This is a genomic window from Franzmannia pantelleriensis, from assembly GCF_900102875.1.
GTDB lineage: Bacteria > Pseudomonadota > Gammaproteobacteria > Pseudomonadales > Halomonadaceae > Franzmannia > Franzmannia pantelleriensis.
Window position 1 is genome coordinate 11,849 of the sequence record NZ_FNGH01000012.1, and the last position, 26,458, is coordinate 38,306.

The following is a 26,458-nucleotide window of genomic DNA, read 5'->3' on the forward strand; positions in this document are numbered from 1 at the left end:
ATCCTCCCGCCCTGCTATCAGGCGCTCTCGGTGGCGATGTATTGGCTGCGTTCCTTGTCGACGGCGCGCAGCATCTCGTCGACCCAGTGCTTGTGGTGCAGCACGTAGAGGCCTTCGTCCTCGGGGGAGGCGCCGCTGAGCAGCGGCTTCATGTCGATCGCGCGGGCGTTGTCGTCGGCGCCCTCGATCCACTGCTTGGCGCCGCGGGAGAGATCGTTCCACTCGGCGTCGAGCCCGGCGTAACCGGCCTGGCAGGCGCGGAACTCCTCGAGGTCGTCCGGCGTGCCCATGCCGCTGACGTTGAAGAAATCCTCGTACTGGCGGATGCGCACGCGGCGGTTCTCGGCCGACTCGTCCTTGGGCGCGAAGCAGTAGATGGTGACTTCGCTCTTGTCGACGTCGATGGGACGAATCACCCGGATCTGGGTCGAGAACTGATCCATCAGGTAGACGTTGGGGTAGAGGCAGAGGTTACGGGTCTGGTTGACGATGGAGTCGGCCCGCGCCTCGCCCAGCTCCCGCTCGATCCAGTCTTTCTGGGTGTAGACCGGGCGCACTTCGGGGTTGAGTAGGCGGGTCCACAGCATCATGTGGCCGTTCTCGTAGGAGTAGAAGCCGCCCTGGCTCTTCGACCAGCCGTCGGCGTCCACCGCCTTGGTGCCGCCGGCGTCGTAGTTGCGGCGATCCATGGTCGAGGCGTAGTTCCAGTGCACGGTGCTCACGTGGTAGCCGTCGGCGCCGTTCTCCGCGCCCAGCTTCCAGTTGCCCTGGAAGGTGTAGGAGGAGGTGCCGCGCAGCACTTCCAGGCCTTCCGGCGCCTGATCGACGATGTTGTCGATGATCTTGCGGGTCTCGCCGAGGTAGTCGTCGAGGGGCATCACGTCGTCGCTGAGGCTGCCGAACAGGAAGCCGCGATAGTTCTCGAAGCGCGGCAAACGCTTGAGGTCGTGGGAGCCGTCCTGCTTGAAGCCGTCGGGATAGGCGCCGGTCTTCTCGTTCTTGGCCTTGAGCAGCTTGCCGTCGTTCTTGAAGGTCCAGCCGTGGAACGGGCAGGTGAAGGTGCCTTTGTTGCCCTGCTTGCGACGGCACAGGGTGGCGCCGCGGTGGGCGCAGGCGTTGATCAAGCCATGCAGCTCGCCCTGCTTGTCGCGGGTGATCACCACCGGCTGGCGCCCCATGGTGACGGTAAAGTAGTCACCCGGTTCGCTGATCTGGCTCTCGTGGGCCAGGAACAGCCAGTTGCCCTCGAAGATATGCTTCATCTCGAGTTCGAAGAAATCGCGGTCGGTGAACATGCTACGGTGGCAGCGGAAGATGCCGTTGGCGGGGTCATCGACCACCGCGCCGCGGATGCGCGTTTCGAGTTGATCAAGCTTGCTGGTCATGATCCAGGTCCTCGGTGTCTTGTCGTGTCGTGCCGGCGAGCCCAGAGGGCCCAGGCGTCAAGAGAACGATCGTAGGGTTATCGCTGAGGCTTCCTTCGCACTCGGGGCTGCTCCGTCGGCAGGTCGACGGGGAGGCGCTGTAAACCCATCCCTGGGCGCTAACTTGCGCCCTGCTGCGCTTGCAGGACCGGAGCTGGTCATCCTTGGCCATCTCGTTCGGAGCAGTGCTCCGAACCCATGGCGCAAACCTCCCCTTTGACCTGCCCACGGCGCCCCTTGCGTGTCACTGCGGCGAAAGCTCTGGTACTGCTCAAACCTTGGCGGTGCTGGCCAACTGGCTGTGCTGGTCCTGCTCGTCTTCCTTGGCCCGCGGGCGGGCGTGACGCGCCTGCAGCTCCGGCTTGTCGGTCTTGGCCAGCTCGACGTCGAACACCACCTCGGAGAACGGGCCGTCCAGCTCGCGCTTGTCGATCTCGGCCGGGTCTTCGATGCGGGTCGCCGGCACCACCAGTTCCTCGCGGGTGGCGAAGGCGAAATCGTCCCAGGTGTACTTGTCACCGGCCAGGTTGATCTGGGTGGTCAAGTGCTGGTGGCCCGGCGCGGAGATGAAGTAGTGGATGTGCGCCGGACGCTCGCCATGCCGGCCCAGCGCCTTGAGCACCTGGTCGGTGGGTGCGCCTTCCGGCACGCCGTAGCCGGAGGGGATGATGCTGCGCGCGGTATAGCGGCCCTCGCTGTCGGCATAGATGGTGCGGCGCATGTTGTACTCGCTCTGGGTCGGGTCGAAGAACGAGTAGTTGCCCTTGGAGTTGCAGTGCCAGATCTCGACCTTGGCGCCGGGGATCGGCTGGCCGTTCACGTCGCGTACCTGGCCAGTCAGCCACATCACCTCGCCGTCGGGGTCGCTGCCGTCGTCCAGGCGGGCGAAGCCCTCGGCTTCCGGAGCGCCGGCCACGTACAGCGGGCCCTCGATGGTGCGCGGTGTGCCGCCGGTGCGCTTGGCCTCGGCGTCGGCGGCGTCCTGGCGCATGTCCAGGTAGTGGTCGAAGCCCAGGCCAGGCGAGAGCAGGCCGAACTGGGTATCGTGGCCGAGGGCGTTGAGCAGGCTGACGGCGGACCAGTACTCCTCCTCGCTGACGTCGAAGTCATCGATCAGACGATAGAGGTCGGAGAGCAGGCGGTGCATGATCTGCTTGGCGCGATCGTTGCCGCCCTGCTGGTCGAAGCCGGCAACGGTCTTCAGGAAGTCCTGGACTTCGGGGGTGTCGAAAATCTTGACGCTCATGGGGATATCCTCATCGTTATCGTTATGGCCGCAGCGGTGCGGCCTGTCTGGCGTGGCTCGTCGGTGCCTCAGCTATCGTCTTCGCGAACCGACGATGGATGGCGACACAGCGGCTTGACGCTGATCTCCATGTAGGGGAAGAGCGGCAGGTTGGAGACGATCTCCTGCAGCTCGGCGTTGTCCTCGACGTCGAAAACGCTGACGTTGGCGTAGCTGCCGGCGACCCGCCACAGATGGCGCCACTTGCCGGCGCGCTGCAGCTCCTGGGCGTAGGCTTTTTCGGTCGCCTTGATCTTGGCGGCCTGCTCGGCGGGCATCTCCGGCGGCAGCTTTACGGTCATTTCCACTTGAAACAGCATGTCGTTCTCCTCCTCAGCGCTGGCGCGGCTCAGTCCTTGCGCGAATAGTGGGCAAGCTTGTCTTCATCCAGGGTGATGCCGAGGCCCGGCCCGCGCGGCAGCGCGACGCCGAACTCGCGGTAGTCGAGCGGCTGGCTGACGATGTCGTCCTTGAGCAGCAGCGGACCGAACATCTCGCTGCCCCAGGCCAGCTCGGGCAGCGTGGCCCAGGCGTGCAGCGAGGCCGCGGTGCCGATGCTGCCCTCGAGCAGGGTGCCGCCGTAGAGGCCGATGCCCGCGGCCTGGGCCACATGGGCCAGCTCCAGCACGCCGTACAGCCCGCCCGACTTGGCGATCTTCAGCGCATAGGCGCCGCTGAAGCCGGCGGCGGCGAGCTCGAAGCCGTCGCGGGCATCCTGCACCGCCTCGTCGGCGAGCATCGGCACGCGAAAGCGGTTGGCCAGCCGGATCAGGCCGGCGTGCTCGCGGGCCGGTATGGGCTGTTCGATCAGGTCGATGCCGGCCTCCTGCAGGGCGGCGATGCCGCGCACCGCGGTGGCTTCGTCCCAGGCCTGGTTGACGTCGACGCGCACGCTGGCCCGGTCGCCCAGCGCGGCCTTGATCGCCGCCACATGGGCGACGTCCTGGGCCACCGGGTTGGCGCCGATCTTGAGCTTGAAGTCGCAGTGGCGGCGGTCATCCAGGCGCTGGAAGGCCTCGTCGATATCGCGCTGGGTATCGCCGCTGGCCAGAGTCCACAGCACCGGCAGGTGGGTCTGCCGGGCACCGCCCAACAGCTCGGCAACCGGTAACCCCTGGCGCTTGCCCTGGGCATCCAGCAGCGCGGTTTCCAGCGCCGACTTGGCGATCATGTTGCCGCGGGCGTGGCGGTTGAGGCGTGCCCGCAGGGCATTGAGATTGCTGGCCGGCTGGCCGATCAGCAGCGGTGCAAGGTAGGTATCGATATTGCGCTTGATGCTCTCGGGGCTCTCCGGCCCGTAGGCCAGGCCGCCGATGGTGGTGCCTTCGCCGAGGCCCTCGACGCCGTCGCTGTCGCGCAGCCGCACGATGACCATCGACTGGCAGGCCATGGTGGTCATGGAGAGCTTGTGCGGACGGATGGTCGGCAGGTCGACCAGCAGCGTGTCGATGGTGGTGATGACGGCGGACATGTGCGTTGGCGCTCCAGCAATCGATTTCGTTGATTGGGGAGCAGTCTGATTGCGTCAGGCCAGCGCAACCAATATCGTTTGAGTGCCCAGCCATACCCAGGAGGTATCATGGAGCTTCGCCACCTGCGCTACTTCTGCGTCGTCGCCGAGGAGCTCAACCTCACCCGCGCCGCCGCCAGGCTGCATATGGCCCAGCCGCCTTTATCAAGGCAGATCAAGCAGTTGGAATCAGAAGTGGGAGCCGACCTGTTTCAACGAGGATCGCGTGGCCTGCGCCTCACCGCGGCCGGCCAGTTCTTTTATGAGCATACCCTGCAGATACTGGAGAAGGTCGAGGTCACCACCGCCGCGACCCGCCGCATGGCGCGTAGCAAACGCCGCCTGTTCGGCATCGGCTTCGTGCCGTCGGTGTTCTACGGCCAGCTGCCGCTGCTGGTGCGCGATTTACGACAAAAGGATGATGTCGAGCTGACCCTCGCCGAGCTGACCACCGTGCAGCAGATCCAGGCGCTCAAGGCCGGCCGCATCGACATCGGCTTCGGCCGCCTGCGCATCGACGACCCCGATGTGGAGCAGGAGGTACTGTTCGACGAGCCGCTGATGGCGGCACTGCCCAGCGACCACCCGCTGGCCAACACTCGCCCGACCCTGGCCCAGCTAGCCGATTACCCGCTGGTGCTGTTTCCGGCCAAGCCGCGCCCCAGCCTTGCCGACATCACCCTGGGCCTATTCCGCCGCCAGGGCCTCAAGGTCAGCGTGGCCCAGGAAGCCAACGAGCTGCAGACCGCGCTGAGCCTGGTCGCCTCGGAGATCGGCATCACCCTGGTGCCGGAGCAGGTCAAGCGCGTGCAACGCGACGGCATCGTGTTCGTCTACCTGGACGACCGCAACATCACCTCGCCGGTGATCTGCAGCCGCCGCAAGGGTGAGCCACCCTCCGACATCATGCGCCAGGCCAACGCCATCCTCGAGGTGCTGGTGGAGAATCGCCTGACCGGGCGCTATCCGTGAGGCCTGCTGAAGAAGCCATCGATCGCCGCCTGCGCCTCGGGCGAGCGGCAGCGCTCCAGCAGCTGCTGCTCTTCGCGGTCGAAGGCGCGCCCGATCGCCTCGGCGTCGCCCTCGCGCAGCAGGGCCTTGGTGGCCAGCAGCGCAGCGAAGGGCTTGGCGATCAGGCGCGTGGCACAGGTGTAAGCTTGCTCCAGCGCCATGCCATCCGGGGTGGTATCGGTCAGCAGACCCAGCTCACAGGCACTGGTTGCGGAAAAAGAGGAACCCAGCATGAGCATCTCACTGGCCGCCTTGCTGCCGGCCAGCTTGGGCAGCATGTAGGTGGTGGCACCCAGGGGCGTCAGGGCAAAGTTGACGAAGGGCAGGTAGAAGGTGGTCGAGTTCCCCGCGTAGGCGAAGTCGCAGTGCATCAGGATCGATGAGCCGAGCCCCAGGGCGAGGCCCTCCGCGGCGGCGATGACCGGCTTGGGAAAGGCATGCAGACGGCGCAGGAAGGTGATCGCCGGCACCTCCGTCGCCTCTGCCAGCGCCCTGTAGTTGGCCAGATCGTTGCCTGCGGTGAAGCAGTTCTCGCTGCCGGTGATGATCAGGACCTTGACCGCGTCGTCTGCCTCGACCGCGGTGAGCGCCTCGATCAGTTGGGCGTAACTCGCCTCATCCAGGATATTGCGTCGCTCGGGACAGCTGATCTTCAGCAGCGTGATGCCATCCGCCCGGCGGGACGTCGTGATTCGAGTCGCCATGCGCCACCTCTATTGCAGACAGGGAACCTGCTCCTAGCATAAGCATTTTTCGATGCAAGTGCTAAATTTGCTTTGGCGATGTGCTGGCGATAAAAAAGCCCGGGAAGAGCCCGGGCCAAGAAGGACGAGATGATCGGTTGGTGCGTTATTCAAGTGTCTCGTAAGGCAGGCCCACATAGTTTTCGGCGATGGTGGTGAGGCCGGCGCGGGAGCCGGTGACGTAGTCCAGCTCGGCCTGCTGCATGCGCGCCCCGAAGTCCTCCTCCTCGGAGAACTTGTGCAGCATCGAAGTCATCCACCAAGAGAAGCGCTCGGCCTTCCAGACCCGCTTGAGGCAGGTCGCCGAGTAACGCTCGATCAGATCGCTGCGCCCCTCATGGTAGACCTTGCACATCAGCGAGTAGAGCGTGTTGACGTCGCTGGCGGCCAGGTTGAGCCCCTTGGCGCCGGTAGGCGGCACGATATGCGCCGCATCGCCGACCAGGAACAGTCGGCCGTACTGCATCGGCTCGGCGACGAAGCTGCGCAGCGGCGCAATGCTCTTCTCGATGGACGGGCCGGTGACCAGCTCGGCGGCGACCTCATCAGGCAGGCGGCGCTTGAGCTCCTCCCAGAAGCGCTCATCGGACCAGTCCTCTACCCGCTCGTCCAGCGGCACCTGGATGTAGTAGCGGCTGCGGCTTGCTGAGCGCATGCTGCATAGCGCGAAGCCGCGTTCATGCCGGGCGTAGATCAGTTCATCGGAGACCGGCGGCGTATCCGAAAGAATCCCCAGCCAGCCGAACGGATAGACCTTCTCGAAGGTCTTGATACGATCCTCGGGGATCGTCTGCCGCGATACACCGTGGTAGCCGTCACAGCCGGCCACGTAGTCGCAGTCCAGGCGCAAGGTCTCGCCGTTCTTCTCGAAGGTCACCCAGGGGGCGTCGCTCTCGAGGTCGTGGAGCTGCACGTTATCGGCTTCGTAGACGGTCTGACCGCCGCTGGCCTCACGGGCCTCCATGAGATCGCGGGTGACCTCGGTCTGGCCGTAGACCATTACCCGCTTGCCGCCGGTGAGATCGGCCAGATCGACCCGCACGTGGCGGTTGTCGAAGGCCAGGGCAAAGCCGTCATGGGGCAGGCCCTCCTCGTTCATGCGCCGGTCGACGCCGGCCTCGCGCAGCAGGTCGACCATGCCCTGCTCGAGCACCCCGGCGCGGATGCGGCTGAGCACGTATTCGCCGCTCTTACGCTCGAGGATCACGTTGTCGATACCCTGGCGCTGCAGCAATTGGCCGAGCAGCAGGCCGGACGGGCCGGCGCCGATGATGGCGACCTGTGTCTTCATGGTGAGCACCCTATCGTTGTCGTCTTGGCGTGTTTTTAGTAGTTGTATTTTTCAGTGATAGGGCGCGCTTTTTAAGGCACAATCGCGCCATGAAATAGGACAAATGGCGTATAATGGCTAGACGTTAGTCGATGCCGTGAGAGGAGTCTTGCATGCCTGCCCTCAGTCCCGACGCCGTGCCGGTGTTCAAGCTATACGGCGAGACGCGACACTGGCCAACCCCGGATCTGTTGCACTGCGAATCCATCGCCGAGCGCAGCCGACTGCACGATTGGCATATCATGACCCACCGCCACGCCGACCTGCTGCACCTGCTGCATATCGCCGCCGGCGAGGTGGTGCTCGACCTGGAGGGGAGCCAGACACGCTTCTGCGGCCCAGCGCTGATCGTGGTACCGGCCATGGCGATTCACGGATTTCACTTCGAACAGCAGATTCGCGGCCATATCATCACCCTGGCCCAACCGCTGGCCGAGCACCTGATCGATGCCCTCGGCCATCAGGGGGGCGCGCTGCAGCGCGGCGGTCACTACCGGCTGGTGGATAGCGGCGAGGCCCAGGCCATCGCCCTGCTGGTGGCGCAGATCGCCGATGAATACCGCCGCCCGGCGATCAATCGCGACCTGGTGCTGCATGCCCTCATCCAGGCCCTGGCCGCCCAGGTTGCCCGCCGCGCCGAGCGCCAGCGAAGCCACTCCACCGTGCTACGCGCGACGCCGAGTGCCAATGACCGCGCGCGCACCCACCTGCAGCGATTCCAGGCACTGATCGAGGCCCACTACCGCGAGCAGCCCACCGTCGGCGCCCTGGCCAAGCAGCTCGGTATCACCGCCGCCCACCTCAATAGCCTGTGCCGCCAGTTGGCCGACCGCAGCGCCCTGCAGTTGCTGCATGAGCGCATCCTGCTCGAGGCCAAGCGCCAGCTCACCTACACCAACATGACCATCAGCGAGGTCGCCGATAGCCTCGGCTTCTCCGAGCCGGCCTACTTCACGCGCTTCTTCAAGCGGCTCACCGGGCTAACACCCAAGGGATTTCGGCTGCGCCAACACAGCGCACCTCCCGATTGATCGTCGTGGCAGGTTTGTTGAAACGCTCATCACACTCGACCAAAGGCTTAGCCACAGGTGGTGACCTAATGGCGTGACTGTTGTAACCTGCAATAATGTTTAATACAACAACAGTATCTACGAACAACATACTCTTCCGCACAACGCCGGAGCGGATATGACAGCCTCCACGCTCGACCCAACACAAGCTACTGCTTTCACCACCCCTCAGCTGCGTCAGGAGCGTCGCGCCGGGCTGGTTGAGGCCCACGACATAGTCACTGCAACCGAGACGCCGTCCACGGCTGTCATCGCGCTATAACTCCATACCATTTACCGCCGAGGCCCTCATGAGCGAGACACTCGTCAAGACGTCACTGGACGACAGCATCTACACCGTCACCCTGGCACGCCCCGAGAAGCGCAACGCGGTCAGCGACCGTCTGCTGGGCGCCCTGGAGGAATCCTTGCTGGACATACCGCAGGACGCCAAGGTGATCATCCTCGCCGCCGAGGGCAAGCACTTCTGCGCCGGTCTCGACCTTGCCGAGCACCAGCACCGCGACCCCTTCGGCGTGGTGCAGCACTCCCGCGGCTGGCACCGCATTTTCGACCGCCTGCAGAACGGCGGCCTGCCGGTGGTGACCGCCATGCAGGGCGCGGTGATCGGCGGTGGCCTGGAGCTGGCCACCGCCACCCATGTACGGGTCGCCGAAACCAGCACCCTCTACCAACTGCCCGAGGGGCGCCACGGCATCTTCGTCGGTGGCGGCGCCTCGGTGCGGGTATCCAATATCATCGGCCCCGGCCGCATGTGCGAGATGATGCTCACCGGTCGCGTCATGGAGGCCGACGAGGGTCAGCGGCTGGGACTGTCACACTATGTGGTCGGCGAAGGCGAGAGCCTCGACAAGGCTCGCCAGCTCGCCGCACGTATCGCCGAGAACGCCCCGATGGCCAACTGGGCCATGGTCTCGGCGATCTCGCGCATCGACAACATGGCCAGCGACGACGGGCTATTCGTGGAATCACTGACCGCTGCGTTGACCCAGACCAGTCCCGAAGTCGCCGAACGCATCGGTAGCTTCTTCAAGCACAAGGGCCAAGGGCCTCGCACTTGATTCGCCAGGAGAGAAGCGCATGAAATTCCAGGACAACACCTTTATCGTCAGCGGCGGCGCCTCGGGCCTCGGCGAGGCCACCGTGCGAGCCCTACACGTCGCCGGTAGCAAGGTGGTGATTGCAGACCTCAACGCCGAACGCGGCGAGGCGCTGGCCGCCGAGCTGAATGCCAAGGGAGCCGATGAGCGCGCTCGCTTCCTGCGCACCGACGTGACCCGCGAGGCCGATGCCCAGGCCGCGGTGGACCTGGCCCTCGAGGCCTTCGGCAGCCTGCAGGGGCTGATCAACTGCGCAGGGGTCGGCGACCCCGCCAAGGTGGTCAATCGCGAGGGCGAGCCGCTGCCGCTGGAGACCTTCTCGCGCATCGTCAATATCAATTTGCTGGGCAGCTTCAATATGCTGCGCCTGGCCGCCGCCGCCATGGCCAAGGGCGAGCCCCAGGCCGACGGCGAACGCGGAGTGATCATCAACACCGCCTCGGTGGCGGCCTTCGACGGCCAGATCGGGCAGCCGGCCTACGCGGCCTCCAAGGGCGGCATCGTCGCCATGACCCTGCCCATTGCCCGGGAGATGGCCCGCCACGGCATCCGCGTGATGACCATCGCCCCGGGGCTGTTCAGGACACCGCTGATGGAGTCGCTGCCGGAAGAGGCCCAGCAGTCACTGGCGGCCTCGATCCCCTTCCCCAGCCGCCTCGGCGAGCCTGACGAGTTCGCGCGACTGGCCTGCCATATCGTCGATAACCCCATGCTCAACGGCGAGACCATTCGCCTGGATGGTGCTATCCGCATGGCCCCGCGCTAAGACCATATTTCAAAGCATTGTCCGATGGAGGGCGCCGGGGGCAAGCTGGCGCGAGGGTTCTATTCCAGGGATGGAATAGGTAGCGCCCAGGGATGGGTTCACAGCGCCCTCGCAAAAGCTTGCCGCCGGGATAGCCCTCCCCCCACCAGGTCCTATCTACGTCCGGCCAGCAACGAGGAACGACCATCATCATGCTCGATTACCAAGCCCCGCTGCGCGATATGCAGTTTATCCTCGACGAACTGGCCGGTCTCGAGCGGATCGGCGAGCTGCCCGGCTGCGAGGACGCCTCGCCGGATCTGGTCAGCGCCGTGCTGGAGGAAGCTGGCAAGTTCGCCAGCGGCGTACTCGCCCCGCTCAATCAGGCCGGCGACCGTCAGGGCTGCCGCCTGGACGACGGGCAGGTATTCGTTCCCGACGGCTGGCAGGACGCCTACGACCAGTTCCGTGAGGCCGGCTGGATCGGCCTCGCCCTGCCGCCAGAGCATGGCGGCCAGGGTCTGCCCAAGCTGGTCGCCACCCCGGTGTGGGAGATGTGGTTCTCGGCCAACATGGCCTTCGCCATGCTGCCCCAGCTCAATGTCGGCCAGACCGAGGCGCTGACCATCGCCGCCAGCGAGGAGCAGAAAGCCACCTGGCTCGACAGGATCGTCAGCGGCGAGTGGGCCGCCACCATGAACCTCACCGAGCCCCAGGCCGGTTCCGACCTGGCCGCCACCCGCATGCGTGCCGAGCCGGCTGGCGATGGGCGCTACCGCCTGTTCGGGCAGAAGATCTATATCTCCTACGGCGAGCACGAGCTGACCCCCAATATCGTTCACCTGGTGCTGGCCCGGTTGCCCGATGCCCCGCCCGGGGTCAAGGGGCTATCGCTGTTCCTGGTGCCCAAGTACCTGCTCGACGCCCAAGGCGAGCCGGGGCAACGCAACGACATTCGCTGCATCGCCATCGAGCACAAGATGGGGATCCACGGCAGCCCCACCTGTACCCTCAGCTACGGCAACGACGGCGGCGCCCTGGGCAAACTGGTCGGCGAGCCGCACCAGGGGCTCAAGACCATGTTCGTGATGATGAACGACGCCCGCTTCAACGTGGGGGTGCAGGGGGTGGCGCTGGGCGAGCGCGCCTACCAGGCGGCGCTGGACTACGCCTGCGAGCGTGTCCAGGGGCGCGATGTGGTCAGCGGCGAGAGCGGCCAGCCCATCCTCGTCCACCCCGACGTCAAGCGCATGCTGGTGTCGATGCGCGCCCGCCTGATGGCCATGCGCGGCCTGCTCTACACCGCCGCCGGCTGGTTCGATACCGCCCGCCAGCACCCGGATAGCGAGGTCGCCGACAAGCATCGCCGCTACGTCGACCTGCTGATGCCGGTGGCCAAGGGCTGGTGCACCGAGGTGGGTAACGACCTCTGCGACGAGGCGATCCAGGTATTCGGCGGCATGGGCTTCGTCGAGGAGACCGGGGTCGCCCAGCTGTTCCGCGACGCCCGCGTCATCACCATCTACGAGGGCACCACCGGCATCCAGGCCAACGACCTGCTGGGCCGCAAGATCCTGCGTGAGGACGCCGCCACCCTGCGCGAGCTGATCGGTGATATCCGCGCGACCGCCACCCAGCTCGGCGACCACGACCGGCTCGCGGACCTGGCGAAACCGCTTGGCGACCAGGTAGCGCTTCTCGACGAGACCTGCGCCTGGCTGCTCGAGCAGCGTGCCGAGACCGCCGACCTCTACGCCGGTGCCGTGCCGCTGCTGCACCTGCTCGGCACCGCCTGCGGCGCCTGGCAGATGGCGCGCCTGGCGCTGGCCGCCGAGGCCCGCCTCCAGGCCGATGACGGCGACACCGACTACCTGCGGGGCCTGGTGGAACTTGCGCGCTTCTATATGGCCACCCAGGCACCCCAGTCGCACGCCCACGCCCATGCCGTTCGCCGTGCCGGCCGGGTGCTGACTGGCTTTCCCGTGGCTGCGCTTTGACACCGGTGTCATGAGGCATGGGGCAACGGGCGCATGATTATCGTCACAGGCGCTTCGCAAAGATGCTCGATATGATGCATAGTATCATCAATCCAGATGCGAGCCCTTGCCATGCGTACGACCATCACCATCGATGACGCCCTGTACGAGCAGGCGTTGAACCTTGCCGAACCCGGGATGGATAAACCCGCCGATATCGTCCGCGAAGCCATCCAGACCTATGTGCGAGTGCAAGCGGGGCGGCGCCTTGCCGCCTTGGGGGCTACGGCACCCGACATGCAGGATGTGCCTCGACGTCGGGACGCGCCCACCGGGCCATGAGCATACTCGTCGACACCTCGGTATGGGTAAATCACTTCAGGCACCGCAACGCAGCCCTGGTCGAACTGCTCGAGGGCGATCAAGTGATGTGCCATCCGATGGTGGTGGCCGAGTTGGCCTGCGGAACACCTCCGGCACCGCGTGCTCAAACCCTGAATGCCATTGAGCTGCTACGCCCTTGTCAGCAGGCAAGCTTGCTCGAAGTGAGAGAGTTCATCGAGCACAACCGGCTCTATGGGCTGGGATGCGGCCTGGTGGATATGGCCTTGCTAGCCTCGACACTGATTACCCCTGAGGGGTAGTTATGGACATTGGATAAGCGCCTCGCCGATATGGCGGGGCGCTTCGGTGTGGCATATCAACCCACCCACTACATCTGATTCGGCAGGAAGAGCACCAGCGCCGGGAACAGGATCAGCAGAGCCAGGCGCACCAGATCCGCCGCCACGAACGGCATCACGCCCTTGAAGATTCGCCCCAGCGGCACATCGGGCGCCACCGAGCGGATCACGAAGACGTTGATGCCGATCGGCGGCGTGATCATGCCGAGTTCAACCGCCACCACCACGATGATGCCGAACCAGATGGGATCGAAGCCGAGGCTGGTGACCACCGGGTAGAGGATCGGCACCATCAGGATGATCATTGCCATCGGGTCGAGCACGCAGCCAAGCACCAGAAACAGCGCCAGGATCAGCAGCAACACGCCGTATTCCCCCACCGGCAAGGCGGTGAGCCAGGCGGTCAGCAGCTGCGGGGTCTGGGTCACGGTCAGGAAGTAGCCGAACAGCAGCGCACCGATCAGGATGGTGAAGATCGCCACCGAGGTGCGCAGCGCATCGAGCAGGCAGGCCAGGGTCGTACGCAGGGTCAGCCGCCGGCGCAGCACGCCGATTAGGAAGGTACAGAAAGCCCCCAGCGCCGCGGCCTCCACCGGCGTTACCACGCCCAGATAGATGCCGCCGACAATGGCGATGAACAGCAGCATCACCGCCCAGATGCCGCGCAGCGCGGCGAATTTCTCGCCCCAGCTGGAACGCTCCCCCGCCGGCATGGAATCCGGCCGCAGCATGCCCAGCACGCGGATAGTGACGAAGGCGAGCAGGATCGACAGCAGGCCGGGGATCACGCCGGCCACGAACAGCTGGCCAATATCCTGGTCGGTGAGGAAGCCGTAGAGCACCAGCACCACCGACGGCGGAATCAGGATACCCAGGGTGCCGCCGGAGGCGATCAGCCCGGTGGAGAGGCTATCGGCATAGCCAGCGCGGCGCATCTCCGGCAGCGCCACCCGTGTCATGGTGGCGGCGGTGGCCACCGAGGAGCCGCAGATCGCCGCGAAACCGCCGCAGGCGGTCATGGTCGACATCGCCGCGCCGCCGCGGAAGCCGCCCAGCCAGGCCTGGCCGGCACGAAACAGTTCGCGACTCATGCCGGTGGCCGAGGCGAATACCCCCATCAGAATGAACATCGGGATCAGGCTGAGGTTGTAGTTGGTGACGGTGCGCAGTGGCGACGTGGTCAGCACACCCAGCGCCGCATCCAGGCTGGTGACCGCCGCGAAGCCGATCACGCCAACGATGCCCATGGCGATCCCCACCGGCACGCGCAGCGCGATCATGCCAAACAAGCCGACGAAGCCCAGCAGGGCAATCAGGTTGTTATCCATCTCGGGGCTCCTTGGCGGCATCGTCGACGATCGAGGCCGACACCGGCAGCGACGCCGGGCGCCAGATCAGCAGCACCAACCGCGCCAGCGCCAGCAGGGTGGCGGCCAATACGCCCAGCCAGGCCATGGCGTAGAAGGGCCACAGCGGCAGCTGCAGGTCGGAGGTGGTCTGGCCGGCATGCATGATGGTCATCACGCGGCTGAACAGCGCCCAGGCCAGTGCCACGATGAAGGCGGTCACCAGCAGATGGGCGAAGATATCCATCAGCCGCCGCAGCGGTGCTGGGCACAGCTGCCAGACCAGGTCTACGGCAATATGGTCGTTGCGCCAGGTGGTGGAGCCGAGCCCCCACAGAATGGCGATGCCCAGCAGCAGGCTGGCGATGGCATGGGCATCGGGGATCGAGGTCGCAAACAGATAGCGCGACAGCGACGCCACGAAAATCAGCAGGGTGATCACCGCCAGGCTGAGGCTGGCGATGCGCTCGATCAGCGTCGCGGCAGCCGTGATCATGGAAGGCGTTGCCATACGAAGACTCCCTCGGCGCTAGCCGACACGAAAGACCTGGATCAATACGCGCTCGGGTTCACGAACCCCCCGCGCCACGAACAGGTCGCGGGTCAGCCAGGCGAGTGCGGGATCGGCGGTCTGGAAGGTCGGTACGGTGCGGAAGTAGTACTGATCGGGCGGCACGTGCTCGCCCTTGATCAGCTGCTGCATGATCGGCTCGGGGGCGTGGCGCACCCCGCGGTTCTCGACCTCGATCAAGCTGCCTTGCGCGGTTCTCAAGGTATAGCGGGCCAGCACCTCGGCGCAGCCGTCGGCACGAATCGACTGCCAGTCTGCGCCGCCGGGCAATACCTCACCGGCCAGGCGAGGGCCGTCGAAGCTGCCGCCGAGGATGGGTATGATGCGCCGACGGCCATTGACCAGCTCGCCGATCTCGAGGGGCGTGTCGACATGTACGGCCAGGGTGGTAACGGGCTCGAGCCGCGGCGGTGCATCGAGGTGGAGGGAAGAATCAGTGGCCATGCGGGTCTCCACAGGCTAGTGGGTCACACCGGCCCCGCGGGGCCGGTCGCTCCTATCGATTACTCGAACAGCGCATCCACTGCTGCCAGGCGCTCTTCCAGATCGGCCCGCAGCTGCTCTGGATCATGCCCAGCATCGCGCACGCGCTCGGCCCAGGCCTCGCGCAGCGGTTCGGCAGCCTCACGCCAGGCCGTCATCTCCTCGTCGCTCAGCTCGATCATGGTGTGGTCGGGCGAGTCGCGGAACTGCTCGTGGCCCTCGCGCTCCATCTCTTCCCAGCCGCGGGTGATCCGTGTCGCCCACTCCCCGGTGCAGTGGTCATCGATCACGCCCTGTTGCTCGGCGCTCATCTGCTGGTAGGCATTCTGATTGATGAGCAGCGCCTGCCATGAGGAGTACATCGGAAATTCAATGTGGTAGGTGGTAATCTCATCGATGCCGAACAGGATCGTCGAGCCGGACGGGAAGGTGATGGCGTCCGCCACGCCTCGTGACAGCGCTTCACGGGTCTCCGGTGCGGATACCTGCACGCTGGCTCCGCCCAGCTCGCTGACGAAGCTGGCGATCGAGGAGTTGGCCGGCCTGATCGTCATGCCACTGATCTGGTCGGGATGACGGATCTCCTCCTTGGTATGCAGAGTCCCGGGATAGTGACCATGGATCAGGCACATCACCACGCCGTCCATCTCCTGGTCGGCGTGCTGCTGGTACCACTCGGTCGCCGCCGCAGCGCCGTTCAGGGTATCGCTTGTGACGAAGGGCAACTGCAGCAGATCGGAGATCGGGAAGCGTCCCGCGCTATAGCCGGGATTGACCCAGGCAATATCGGCGATGCCGTTGGCCACCATATCGAAGTGGTCTTCGGCGCTGCCGAGCTGCTGGGCGGGGAACATCTGGAAGTCGATGGTACCGTCAGAGGCCTCGTTGATTGACTCGGTCCACTCCTTGAAGCCGGTGGACGGGAGGGCGTGCTGCTCCGGCAGCCAGTGAGCGAACCTCAGCGTCTGCGCCTCGGCGATGGCCGGGGCAGACCAGAGTCCCACGCACAGCGTGCCGATCAGGAGTTTGCGGTGTGTCATTGTTATCTCCTCGGGGTCGTTGAGGCATCGAAGCCTCACTCAAGCAGAGGGCCTGGCGTGGCCCTTCACGGTCTTACCTGTTTCACCCCACCTTGACGATCAGCGCTGCGGCGGAGTCGCCGGCCGCACAGCCGGTCACCAGGGCGTAGCCACCGCCCTTCAGGGCGGTCTCCTCGATGGCCTCGATCAGCAGGCGCGCCAGGGTCGGGGCCTGGGGGTGGCCGTAGACCAACGAGGTGCCGTAGTTGTTGAAGGTGTGCGCATCCAGCCCCAGCGCCTTGGCCAGATGCAGGTCGTTGGCGATGAACGGCGAGTGATTCTTGACCGTCTTGATCTGGTCCAGCGTCAGGCCAGCCTGGTTGAGCGCACGCTTGAACGACTCCGCCGGCGCCATGGGCATGTGCGCCGGCTTGGTGCGGGCATGGCCGTAGGCCACCACCTGCACGACCATCCGCGGGTCGCGGCTCATCGCCTCGGCCCGCTCGCGAGTGGTGACGATGATGCCGGCGTTGGCATCCGCGGGATGGGTCTGGGCACCGAAGGTGTGGATGCCGTCGGGCTGTACCGTGCGCAGCCTGGCCAGCGCCTCGCCGCTGGTGGCGGTCACCCCCTCGTCGGCCTCGACGAGTTTGGTCTCCTTGCGCGAGACGGCGACCTCCACCGGAAACATGTAGCGCTTCTGGAAGGCGCGATCGTCGGCCAGCGCCTCGGCGTACTGCTCGTAGCGGCGCAGGGTCAGCTCATCGGCCTGCTCACGGCTGAAGCCGTGCTCGCGGGCAACGTTCTCGGCGGTGGTCAGCATGTCCTTGCCGGTGGCCGGGTCGGCGGCGATGTTGTCCATGTTCCAGTTTTCGGCAATCACCTCGCCCCCCGGCCCGTTGGGGTTGGGCCAGATGGTGTGCGGGCCGTTGGAGGGGCGATCGGCGAGCAGGCAGTAGGTGGTCTCGAAGTTGCCGGCACTCACCGCCAGCGCGGCGTTGAACACCGCGGTGGTGGCGGTGGCACAGGCCTGGGTGATGTTCTGGCCCGGCGCCTGGGGAGCACCCATCATCGCCGCCGCCCAGGGCGCGCCGTAGAAGATCGACTTCTGCCCCACCGAAACGCCGAGGTAGAGGTAGTCGATCAGGGTGGGATCGACATCCCGCGCGGCGAACCAGCGCTTGCTGGTGGCGGCGCCGAGTTCGATGGAATTGACATTGGCCAGGCTGCCCATCCATTTGCAGAACGGGCTGGAGTAGTAGCCACCGTAGGGGATGTAGGCGTTGTTGAGCATGTCGGCTTCTCGTTGGGGAAGAAAAAGGGGGCTCGCCGACCTCACCGGGTGCGAAGAGCCCCAACCTGATGATCGTTATGCCACTAGATGTGCACGCAGCTCACCCCACTGGGGCTGGAAGATGCCCGCGGGCATCTCGCGCAGCTCCTCGGCAATGCGCGGCACGAAGTCCATGGCGGCCAGGATGTCGCGCTCGACGTCGATGCCCGGCGCCACTTCGGTCAGGGTGATCTCGCCGTCGATCAGTTCGAAGACGCAGCGCTCGGTGACGAACAGCACCGGCTTGCCGGTTTCCTGGGCATAGCGGCCGCTGAAGGTGATCTGGTCGACGCGCTGCACGAACTTGCGCCGCGGCCCCTCCTTGTCGATCCTGATGCTCCCGTCGCTGACCGCCACCTCGCCGCCGTTGGTGAAGGTCCCGCAGAACACCACCTTGCGGGCGTTCTGGCTGATATTGATGAAGCCGCCTGGGCCAACCACCTTGTCGCCGAACTTGCTGACGTTGAGGTTGCCTTCGTGGTCGGTCTGGGCCAGGCCCAGAAAGCAGACATCCAGGCCGCCGCCGTCGTAGAAGTCGAACTGGTAGCCGTGGTCGATGATCGCCTCGGCGTTGTAGGCGGTGGCGAAGTCGCCGCCGCTGGCGGGCACGCCGCCGTAGGTGCCGAGCTCGGTGGTCAGGGTCATCAGGTCACTGACGCCCTCCTCCGCCGCCACGCTGGAGACCCCTTCGGGCATGCCGATGCCGAGGTTGACCATGCCGCCCGCCGGCAGCTCCATGGCGGCACGCCGGGCGATCACCTTGCGCGGGTCCAGCGACAGCGGCTTGATGCCGTCCAGCGGCACCTTGAGATCGCCAGCCAGCGCCGGGTTATAGGTTGTGGTGATGGTCTGCATGTGGTGTTCAGGCTCGGCCACCACCACGTGGTCGACCAGGTCCCCCGGCACCTTGACCTGCTTGGGGTGCAGGCTGCCCTGTGAGGCCAGGTACTCGACCTGGGCGATGACGATACCGCCGCTGTTCTTGGCTGCCTGGGCCATCGAGAGCTGCTCGAGGAACAGCGCCTCGCGCTCCATGCTAAGGTTGCCGCGCTCGTCGGCGGTGGTGGCACGGATCACTGCCACGTCCACCGGGAAGGTGCGATACAGCAGCCACTCCTCGCCCTCGAGCTCGACCAGCTTGACCAGGTCCTCCTCGGCCGCCGTATTGGCCTTACCACCTTCGAGACGCGGATCGACGAAGGTGCCGAGCCCCACCTTGCTCAGCACACCGGGCTTTTTGCCGGCGATATGCCGCCATAGATGCGCCAGCACGCCCTGGGGCAGCAGGTAGCCCTCGGCATGGTTCTCGCGGAGCAGGTCACCCATGCGCGGCGCCTGGCCCGTATGGCCGCTGATCAGCCGCTTGACCAGACCGACATGACCGAGGTGATTCATGCCGCGGGCCTTGCCATCGCCGCAGCCACAGCTGTGCGCCACGGTCAGGTCGCGCGGCGCGCCGGTCTCCACAAAGCGTGCCTCCAGCGCCGTGGCCACGGCCTCGGCAAAGCCGCATAGGCCGGCGGTGGTCCAGATGACGGTATCGCCGTCCCGGATCAGTCTCGCTGCGGTGGTGCTGTCGATGATCTTGCTCACTGTATTGGTCCCCTTGATGGGAGGCGCTATACGCTACAACCCCATACAAATTGTTTAATCAACAAACCTTAATGCTGACACCCATGACCATCCCCGCGGGTGCACCGGTCAGCCAGTCAGCACCAGTACGATCTGCGGATAGAAGATCACCAGGGCCACCACCACGATATCGGCGATCAGGAAGGTCGAGACGCCCTTGAAGATATCCATCAGCGAGGCGTACTTGCCCGCCACGCCCTTGATCACGAAGATGTTCATGCCCACCGGTGGCGTGATCATGCCGATCTCCAGCAGCTTGACCAGCAGCACGCCGAACCAGATCAGGCTGACGTCATAGAGTTCGAATATCGGCAGCAGTACCGGCAGGGTCACCAGCATGGCACCGAAGGGCTCCATGAACAGGCCCAGGAAGAGATAGATCAGCACCACGATCAGCATCAGCTGCAGGTAGGAGGGATCCCAGCCGCCAACCGCACTGGTGATATAACCGGCCACGCCGCTGAGGCTCAGGAACAGCGTGAACATGCTGGCACCGACGCCGATGATCAGCAGCGCCGAGGTGGTCGAGAGCGTCTCGAGCAGGGCATCTTTCATCTCCCGCTTGCCAAGGCGGCGCAAGACCAAGCCAATCAGGATGGCCCCGGCAGCACCGACGGCACCGGCCTCGGTGGCGGTAAAGAAGCCCGAGAAGAGCCCACCAAACACCAGCACGCCCAGCGCCAGTACCGGCCAGATATCGATCAGCGCCTGGCGCGGCGACACATCGCGGGCACCGGTCGCCTCGCGGGGCACGATGTCCGGGCGCAGCCAGCTGACCATCAGGATCACGATGCAGTAGCTCACCGCGGTCAGTAGGCCGATGGTGATGCCACCCAAGAACACCTGGGTGATGGAGACCTGGGCGAACACGCCGTAGACGATCATCAGGATGCTGGGGGGTATCAACGCGCCGATGGTGCCCCCCGCGGCGATGGTGCCGCAGGCGAAGCTTGGCTTGTAGCCACCCTTGACCATCTCGGGAATGGCGATGCGCCCCATCGCCGCCGAGCAGGCCACGCTGGAACCACTCACCGCGGCAAAGCCGGAACTGGCGAAGATGCTGGAAATCGCCACGCCCCCCGGCAGCCAGCGAAACACCACCTTGGCGGCGTTGAACAGGCCGTTGGTGAGGCCGGTGTGATAGCAGACGAAGCCCATCAGCAGGAACATCGGTACCGCGCTGAGCGTCCACTTGGCGATAAACTCATAGGGCGTCGAGGAGAGCATGCCGATGGCGGTATCCCAGCCGAACATGGTCGTCATGCCCCCCAGCGACACCGCCACCAGCGCCAGTGCCACCGGCACTCGCAGCGCCAGCAGCAACAGCAGGATCGCCAGGCCTGTAAAACCGATCGCAACGGACATGAAATTACCTTTCGTCTTGCTCAGGAGTGTCGTAGTTAGTGCCCGTTGCCAGCAGCGGCAGCCTCACCAAGCAGACCAGCGCCGCCAGTGAAAACGCCGCGGGAAGCACAAAGTAGGTCGGCCAGACCGGCATGGGCACATTGAGCGACATGACATAGGCGCCGATCTGGTACTGCTCCATCGCCTTATCCCAAGTGGCCACGGCAAGCACCAGATAGATGGCGGCGGACAACACCGAGACCAGTACGTCGGAGACACGAATGAGCCATGGCCCCATCATGCCCTCCAGCGCCTCGACACGGATCATCCCGCGCCGCCACTCGACCCAGCCCAGCGGTAGCAGCGCCAAGGTGATCAGGTAGTAGCGGGTGACCAACTCAAGGGTGGCGGGAATCGACACCGACAGCGTCGAGCGCAGCACCACGTCGAGCGTGATATGCAGCACCATCAGCAGGATGCCCAGGGTCCCGAGCAGCGCCAGGCCGACGGCGGCCTGGTTGGTCAGGCGGTAGAGAAAAGCCATGATGGAGTCTCCAGCGTCACATGCCGGCCCGCAGGCCGGCATTCAACGGATCAGCATCAGCTGCCGTAGGAGGCGAAATCGACGTCACTCCAGATTTCGCGCTTCATGGCCTCGGCAACCGCCTCGGGATCGTCACCGGTCTCCTCGACGATCTCTGTCCATTTGTCGACCAGCGCCTGGAAACGCTCGATCTTGCTCTCGGCATCCTCGACGCCATAGCGGCTCTCGGCCTGCTCGGCGGCGTAGACGAGATCCTCTTCGAGGAAGGCGGGAATGGCGTCGAGCAGGTCCTGCTCGGGTTCGAGAATTTCGATGCCGCTGTCGTGGGCGATTTCACGCGCCTCATCGGCCATCTCGTAACCCCAGCGCTGGGTAATCGCCGCACTGGCTTCGACGGACGCGTGGATCATCGCCTCACGCTCCTCGGCGGAGAGCGTCTCCCAGGTACGCTGGCCAATGGCATGGGAAATGGTGCTGTGGAAGGTCCCCAGTTCGATGTCCGTCACATAGTTGAGCACGTCGTCGAGGCGGAAGGAGATGATATCGGCGATGGAGGCAACCGTGCCCTCGATCACGCCCTGAGAGAGCGACTCGTAGGTCTCGCCCACCGACATGGTCGCCGGGGTCAGGCCGACCGACTCGGCCCAGCGCGAGTACTGCGGGCCGCCGACCCGCATGCGCAGGCCGCGCAGATCATCCAGCGAGCGCACCGGCTCGGTGCTCAGGATGCGATAAAGATCCGAGGCGTGGGAGCTGGTAAAGACGATGCCCAGCTCGCGCAGCTCGTCCTGGCACTCGGCGCAGGTGACGATGTATTCGGTGACCGCGGCGCCCATGGCATGCGGCGTAGTGCCGAGGAAGGCCATATCACCGACCAGATTGATCTCCGGCAGGTCGGCCGGGAAGTAGGCCGGCAGGAACAGCCCCGCCTCCACCAGGCCACTGCGGATGGCGTTGCGCATATTGCCGATGTTGGCTACCTCGGTGCCCAGCAGGGTGCCCGTCAGCACGCCGTCTGTCTTCTCCTCGAGGCGCTCGGCGAATTCGGTGAACATCGGGTCGTAGGCCGGGTGCGCTGGCGGCACCCCGGGGGCCATGCGCAGCTCACGCGCCTGTGCATGGCTGGCGATTGCCAGGCTGCTAACGGTCACAGCGATGGCCAGGGTCTTGAGCAGCGGGCGTGTCATCATGGGTCACCTCAGCGGTTGGGTTATATTTGTTTATTTACACAACAATAGATATCTACATCTATCTTTCGCTCGATTATAGTCCACAGCACCACCATCTCCGATACCAGACTTTGGTATGAACTTTGCCCACACGCAGAAGGGCCAGCGCAATGCGCTGGCCCTTCTGTTGACCGCTTACCCTTGACCGCGGCCGGCGCCGCGGATTCTCGAGCGGTTAGATGGCGTATCGGGTCAGGAGATGAGCCCGATGGGTACGATAGGCACGCTCGCTCATACGCTCGAGCAGACGATAGCCCATCTGGCCAGCACGCTTGATCAGAGGAAAGTGGGAGTTGAACGTCTTCATGGTAGTGGGACCTGATAGTTTCATGAGGATGCTAACAGAATACCCGATAATTAGACCTTAGTCTAACCCGCTCCTCTTCCGCGCCAGCGGGCACGTGACCCTGCACGGCGGAATAATCCGCCGCACATGGCCGTGTACGCCTTCGAGGCGACCCATTTACTCACACACGAAGCTGTCGGCGCTGCTCTTATCACCATCGTGGTAGCGTGCCACCCGTGGGTAGGGGCAAAGCGGACGGCTGATGTCACCAAGGGCGTCGAGCGCCTCCTGGTTATCGGGCTGCACCCCAGCCAGGATCGCGTCAGGGCGTTCGCCCTCCTCCACCCAAGCCGTCAGCGCGGAGAGGAAGTCGATGTCCGCCGTGACCACACCATCTACGCCATGGGGCATGCCGGGCACCCGATAGAAGCGCACGAACTCATCCGCCCGCCCGTCGTGATTGTGGTCTAGCTGACGATACCAGCGGGTGGTGTCATTCACCGAAAAGACCGGATCACTGTTACCGTGAAATACCAGCATGCGCCCGCCTGCCGCCTTGAACTCGACCATCTCGGGATCATCGACGCCCGGTGGCGTCATGAACGCCATGGCCGATTCGGAGAAGGTGTCGTTGCTGGCATAGATGCGCGGCGCATCACTGTCGAAATCGAACGTCAGCAGGTACTCCTCGAGCGACGCCGGATCTCCGGCCACCTCGGTGGGTGGCGTGGTAAACACCTGCGCCAGGGCCGAGGCCCCCATCACGCCAATGATGGGCCGGTTGTCCCAATCGTCGATAGGCGATTCCAGCTTCCACATACGCCAATTCTGCGAGGCGATGCCGGTATCCCATGGCCAGTCACTATAGAGGGGCACGCCCTGGGAGTTGTGGGGCCCACCATGCACAGCCTTTAGCGCCGCGACCTGGGCACTGCTGAGGCACGCCTGGGTGTGGCCCGCCTCGCAGCGCAACTGCTCGATATCGAAGTACTCCTGGCAGGCATCGATATCGGCGACGATACCATCCTCCACGCCGTCAAGATGGTCACAGGATTGCCGCACGGCATTCGCCACGAGGGCGAGGTCGTCACGACTGAAGGCGCGCCTGACATCCCCCTCGATCGCAGTGAAGGCCTGAATGTCCCAGGCGTGCTGCAGCGCCGCCTTGGGCAGGTTGAGGCCTGGGTAGCCGACCAGCAAGCCATCGAAGGCGTCGGGCATCCGTGCGGCCGCCACCATGGCGTGCCGCCCGCCGTTGGACCGCCCGACACCATAGGTATAGCGCACCTCGGTGGCGTAGAAATCCTCCACTAATGACACCGCAAGCGGATGGAGCTTGGCCACGGCGGCGTAGCCATAGTCCTGCCGCGCTTGGGGATCCAGCCCGAAACGTGCCCCGCTGGCAAGTCCGGCATCCTGAGCATAGCTGTCATGCCCGGCATCACTGGAGACCACGGCAAAACCACGGGCAAGCGCACTGCCGGTTCCTGGCAGCACCTCGCCAGTGGCGGGCACCACCTCACCATCGGTGCCACCATTGAACTGATGAATGAAGCCGTGATTCCACTCCTCCGGCAGCCTCAACTCGAAGCGGATCCCATACTCCTGACCATCGATGCCAGTGTGCTCATGTGTTACCCCCTGCACATGGCAGTGGGCAATACCCCACTCACTCTCCCTGGGCAGCGCCTCGCTAGCCGTGATGCGCATATCCGCTGACGTTGAGTAGGCTTCGCTTAACGCCTCGCACTGGCTCTCCGCCGCGACGGGAGCCGACAACAGCACAGCACCTGATACCAGTAAGATATTAATAGATAAGAGCTTCATCGCCTCGTACCTCTTTCATGACGCCAATGGCCTTGAATAACCTGGCCATCTTCTCGTCAAAAATGCCCGGCGAGCAGAGGCGCGCCGGGCAAGGAGCTAGTTAAAGGTACATCCAACGGATCAGAAGCTGACGCTGATCCCCCCCGCCAGATTGTTGTCGGTATTGTCGTAGCGCGCCGCCTCGACGAAGGCATAGACATCGTCGTTGAAGTGGTAACGCACCGTGCCTACCACCGCGTCGTTCTCGAGGCCGAGGTTCTTGTCATTCTCGGCGTAGCCCACCGACACCGACCAGTCGTCGGTCAGGTTGGCCGAGACATTGACACCCCAGGCGTCGAAGTCGGCGGCGCCGCTGCTGTCCTCGCGGTCGTCGTTATGCTCGTATACCCCGCCCAATTGCACCATGCCGAAGTCGTAGCCGATACCGAAGGCGGTGCGGTGCAGGTTGTCGATACCCGGGCGGCGTACCTGGGTATGGCCGATACCAACATTCAGCGGTCCTTGGTTATAGATCAAGCGGCCGGTATAGATATCGGCATCCTGGCCACTCTGCGCGTTGGTGGTCAGCACGGCGCCGATGAACTGGAAGCCACCGCCAAACACCGGCGTACCGTAGGAGAGCACATCGCTACCCTGCTCGTTCTGCCCGAAGATGGCATTCTGGCCGGTCTGGCCGTGGAAGCGGTTGTACTCGAACACATCGATATTGTTGTAGATCTGGTTCCAGAACCCGGAAGGCACCCGCGGCTGAAAGCCGAAGCTACCGTAGTCGGTAAGCAGCAGGACCCGGGCGGTGCGGATATAGATCTCGCCGTCGTCCTGGCGATGGGCGCCGGGGGTCCAGGTCTGCTCGTCCACGGAGTTGATGGCATTGGCGAAATCCCCGACCAGGTCGTAGCGAATGCGCAGCCCATCGTTGACGTGGTAGATCCCGCCAACACCGGCTTCGGCACGGAATGCCCAGAGGTCTCTATCGCGATCTTGCACATCGAGCACACCACCGACGATCTGCCCCCCAAATGTCGGACCGGAATGGCCATCGTCGGCTACCGCTTGGGCGGCAGCGGTGATGCATAGGGTGAGCGCCAGGGGCGCAAGTGCCAGTCGTGCATAGGTTGTCATTGTGGTTCCCCTTTGGAGTTATTGCTTTGCGTACTCACATCGGGTCACCCCGATGTATGGCAAGGTTTGATTATTGGAAAATTGTTGTCAAACACAATATTTGAAAACAATATTGTACGTAATACGAACAATATTGCCTCGTCATCATTCGCCTAACAAGCCACTGATATAAATGGATAAAAAAATCAGGGAAACCAAAGCGAGCTTGCATGCTTGCTGCACTCCCCCCTCCTAAAGTTGATACCACTACCCCGCTATGAACGAACATGGGATGGCAAACCAGACAGCCGCCAGTACTTACAACGGCACCGTCGTCAGTCTTGTTCCAGCGCATGGCAAACATCACAGCAAGGATCGATCAGTGCCGGGAAAAGGAAGAAAAGAGAGGAAGAGGGGCAGTCGCTCTGGCAGGCGTTGCTTAGGCGATGCTTAACGCTCGCCTGATGGCCTCGGGCACCGGCCGCCCCTGCATGCGCCGCGGGTCTGCCGGGTCCTGCACCGTCCATACGCGGGTCACCGTGGCCTCTACGGCCAGGGTGTCATCACGCCAGAGTCGATGCTGCACATCGAAGCTGCTGTTGCGTAACTCGGCCACCCAGGACTCGATGCGCACTTCATCGCCCTGGCGGCAGGGGGCGAGAAAGCGACTGTGCAGATCCACCACCGGATAGCCGATCACCGCGAAGCGCGCCTGCAAGGTCGCCAAGTCGAAGCCCGCCTTGGCAAACAGCAGGTTGGTGCAGTGATCGAAGTACCCTAGGTAGCGGGGATGAAAGACGATCCCCGCCGGGTCGCAGTCGCCCCACTCGATCTGCCGGGTATGCGTGTGGATCAACATGTGTGTC

At 64.5% G+C, this 26,458-nt stretch carries 26 protein-coding genes; 7 read left to right on the forward strand and 19 right to left on the reverse strand.

The window, feature by feature from the left end; genetic code table 11:
• Positions 1-17 precede the first annotated feature (17 nt).
• From BLT16_RS15050 to BLT16_RS15065, 4 genes are all read right to left on the reverse strand, one after another.
• Positions 18-1,385, reverse strand: coding sequence for a Rieske 2Fe-2S domain-containing protein (locus BLT16_RS15050; RefSeq protein ID WP_089659341.1), 1,368 nt, complete (start codon positions 1,383-1,385; stop codon positions 18-20).
• Between the two features lie 310 nt (positions 1,386-1,695).
• Complete coding sequence (gene catA, locus BLT16_RS15055) at positions 1,696-2,670, reverse strand: catechol 1,2-dioxygenase (protein WP_089659342.1); 975 nt, start codon at positions 2,668-2,670, stop codon at positions 1,696-1,698.
• A 68-nt stretch (positions 2,671-2,738) separates the two neighbouring features.
• Positions 2,739-3,029, reverse strand: a complete 291-nt coding sequence (gene catC, locus BLT16_RS15060) for a muconolactone Delta-isomerase (protein ID WP_089659343.1) — start codon at positions 3,027-3,029, stop codon at positions 2,739-2,741.
• 29 nt (positions 3,030-3,058) lie between these two features.
• On the reverse strand, positions 3,059-4,180 hold the full coding sequence (locus tag BLT16_RS15065; protein ID WP_089659344.1) for a muconate cycloisomerase family protein: 1,122 nt from the start codon (positions 4,178-4,180) through the stop codon (positions 3,059-3,061).
• 108 nt (positions 4,181-4,288) lie between these two features.
• Here BLT16_RS15065 and BLT16_RS15070 point away from each other — a divergent pair, with 108 nt between their 5' ends.
• Entirely contained in the window at positions 4,289-5,191 is a 903-nt protein-coding gene (locus tag BLT16_RS15070; RefSeq protein WP_089659345.1) for a LysR family transcriptional regulator, read from the forward strand.
• On the opposite strand, the gene BLT16_RS15075 is transcribed toward BLT16_RS15070, so the two are convergent.
• Both BLT16_RS15075 and pobA read right to left on the reverse strand, forming a co-directional pair.
• On the reverse strand, positions 5,182-5,934 hold the full coding sequence (locus BLT16_RS15075) for an enoyl-CoA hydratase-related protein (RefSeq protein ID WP_089659346.1): 753 nt from the start codon (positions 5,932-5,934) through the stop codon (positions 5,182-5,184). The genes BLT16_RS15070 and BLT16_RS15075 overlap by 10 nt on opposite strands.
• 145 nt (positions 5,935-6,079) lie before the next feature.
• Positions 6,080-7,264 (reverse strand): 4-hydroxybenzoate 3-monooxygenase, encoded by a 1,185-nt coding sequence (gene pobA / locus BLT16_RS15080; RefSeq protein WP_089659347.1) that lies wholly within the window; start codon positions 7,262-7,264, stop codon positions 6,080-6,082.
• 152 nt (positions 7,265-7,416) lie between these two features.
• Between pobA and BLT16_RS15085 the strand changes: the two genes are divergently transcribed.
• The 6 genes from BLT16_RS15085 to BLT16_RS15110 all read left to right on the forward strand — a co-directional run bounded on the left by BLT16_RS15085 (position 7,417) and on the right by BLT16_RS15110 (position 12,838).
• Positions 7,417-8,334: a helix-turn-helix domain-containing protein gene (locus BLT16_RS15085; RefSeq protein ID WP_089659348.1), complete on the forward strand. Its 918-nt coding sequence runs from the start codon at positions 7,417-7,419 to the stop codon at positions 8,332-8,334.
• 329 nt (positions 8,335-8,663) lie between these two features.
• Positions 8,664-9,434 (forward strand): crotonase/enoyl-CoA hydratase family protein, encoded by a 771-nt coding sequence (locus BLT16_RS15090; protein WP_089659349.1) that lies wholly within the window; start codon positions 8,664-8,666, stop codon positions 9,432-9,434.
• A 19-nt stretch (positions 9,435-9,453) separates the two neighbouring features.
• Entirely contained in the window at positions 9,454-10,239 is a 786-nt protein-coding gene (locus tag BLT16_RS15095) for a 3-hydroxyacyl-CoA dehydrogenase (protein ID WP_089659350.1), read from the forward strand.
• A 191-nt stretch (positions 10,240-10,430) separates the two neighbouring features.
• Positions 10,431-12,215 carry an acyl-CoA dehydrogenase gene (locus BLT16_RS15100; RefSeq protein ID WP_089659351.1) on the forward strand — a complete coding sequence of 595 codons (1,785 nt, stop codon included), beginning with the start codon at positions 10,431-10,433 and terminating at the stop codon, positions 12,213-12,215.
• 111 nt (positions 12,216-12,326) lie between these two features.
• Positions 12,327-12,536, forward strand: coding sequence for a type II toxin-antitoxin system VapB family antitoxin (locus BLT16_RS15105; RefSeq protein ID WP_089659473.1), 210 nt, complete (start codon positions 12,327-12,329; stop codon positions 12,534-12,536).
• Positions 12,533-12,838, forward strand: coding sequence for a type II toxin-antitoxin system VapC family toxin (locus BLT16_RS15110; protein ID WP_245701700.1), 306 nt, complete (start codon positions 12,533-12,535; stop codon positions 12,836-12,838). The genes BLT16_RS15105 and BLT16_RS15110 overlap by 4 nt, the downstream gene beginning before the upstream one ends.
• A gap of 68 nt (positions 12,839-12,906) precedes the next feature.
• On the opposite strand, the gene BLT16_RS15115 is transcribed toward BLT16_RS15110, so the two are convergent.
• From BLT16_RS15115 to BLT16_RS15170, 13 genes are all read right to left on the reverse strand, one after another.
• Complete coding sequence (locus BLT16_RS15115) at positions 12,907-14,205, reverse strand: TRAP transporter large permease (protein WP_089659352.1); 1,299 nt, start codon at positions 14,203-14,205, stop codon at positions 12,907-12,909.
• Positions 14,198-14,734: a TRAP transporter small permease gene (locus tag BLT16_RS15120; RefSeq protein ID WP_089659353.1), complete on the reverse strand. Its 537-nt coding sequence runs from the start codon at positions 14,732-14,734 to the stop codon at positions 14,198-14,200. Before BLT16_RS15120 ends, BLT16_RS15115 begins: the two co-directional genes overlap by 8 nt.
• 18 nt (positions 14,735-14,752) lie before the next feature.
• The gene (locus BLT16_RS15125) at positions 14,753-15,238 is read right to left on the reverse strand and encodes a DUF3237 domain-containing protein (protein WP_089659354.1); all 486 of its coding nucleotides are present in this window, start codon (positions 15,236-15,238) and stop codon (positions 14,753-14,755) included.
• A 59-nt stretch (positions 15,239-15,297) separates the two neighbouring features.
• Positions 15,298-16,317 carry a TRAP transporter substrate-binding protein gene (locus BLT16_RS15130; protein ID WP_089659355.1) on the reverse strand — a complete coding sequence of 340 codons (1,020 nt, stop codon included), beginning with the start codon at positions 16,315-16,317 and terminating at the stop codon, positions 15,298-15,300.
• A gap of 82 nt (positions 16,318-16,399) precedes the next feature.
• Positions 16,400-17,590, reverse strand: a complete 1,191-nt coding sequence (locus BLT16_RS15135) for a thiolase family protein (RefSeq protein WP_089659356.1) — start codon at positions 17,588-17,590, stop codon at positions 16,400-16,402.
• A gap of 75 nt (positions 17,591-17,665) precedes the next feature.
• On the reverse strand, positions 17,666-19,222 hold the full coding sequence (locus tag BLT16_RS15140; RefSeq protein WP_089659357.1) for an acyl CoA:acetate/3-ketoacid CoA transferase: 1,557 nt from the start codon (positions 19,220-19,222) through the stop codon (positions 17,666-17,668).
• A 108-nt stretch (positions 19,223-19,330) separates the two neighbouring features.
• On the reverse strand, positions 19,331-20,626 hold the full coding sequence (locus BLT16_RS15145) for a TRAP transporter large permease (RefSeq protein WP_089659358.1): 1,296 nt from the start codon (positions 20,624-20,626) through the stop codon (positions 19,331-19,333).
• Between the two features lie 4 nt (positions 20,627-20,630).
• Complete coding sequence (locus BLT16_RS15150; protein WP_089659359.1) at positions 20,631-21,149, reverse strand: TRAP transporter small permease; 519 nt, start codon at positions 21,147-21,149, stop codon at positions 20,631-20,633.
• A 56-nt stretch (positions 21,150-21,205) separates the two neighbouring features.
• Positions 21,206-22,339, reverse strand: a complete 1,134-nt coding sequence (gene dctP / locus BLT16_RS15155; RefSeq protein WP_245701702.1) for a TRAP transporter substrate-binding protein DctP — start codon at positions 22,337-22,339, stop codon at positions 21,206-21,208.
• 214 nt (positions 22,340-22,553) lie between these two features.
• Entirely contained in the window at positions 22,554-22,685 is a 132-nt protein-coding gene (locus BLT16_RS21135; RefSeq protein ID WP_281243316.1) for a hypothetical protein, read from the reverse strand.
• Between the two features lie 156 nt (positions 22,686-22,841).
• Entirely contained in the window at positions 22,842-24,449 is a 1,608-nt protein-coding gene (locus BLT16_RS15160) for a tannase/feruloyl esterase family alpha/beta hydrolase (protein WP_245701704.1), read from the reverse strand.
• A gap of 162 nt (positions 24,450-24,611) precedes the next feature.
• Positions 24,612-25,613: a porin gene (locus BLT16_RS15165; protein WP_089659362.1), complete on the reverse strand. Its 1,002-nt coding sequence runs from the start codon at positions 25,611-25,613 to the stop codon at positions 24,612-24,614.
• 418 nt (positions 25,614-26,031) lie between these two features.
• Entirely contained in the window at positions 26,032-26,451 is a 420-nt protein-coding gene (locus tag BLT16_RS15170) for an acyl-CoA thioesterase (RefSeq protein ID WP_089659363.1), read from the reverse strand.
• Positions 26,452-26,458: the final 7 nt, after the last annotated feature.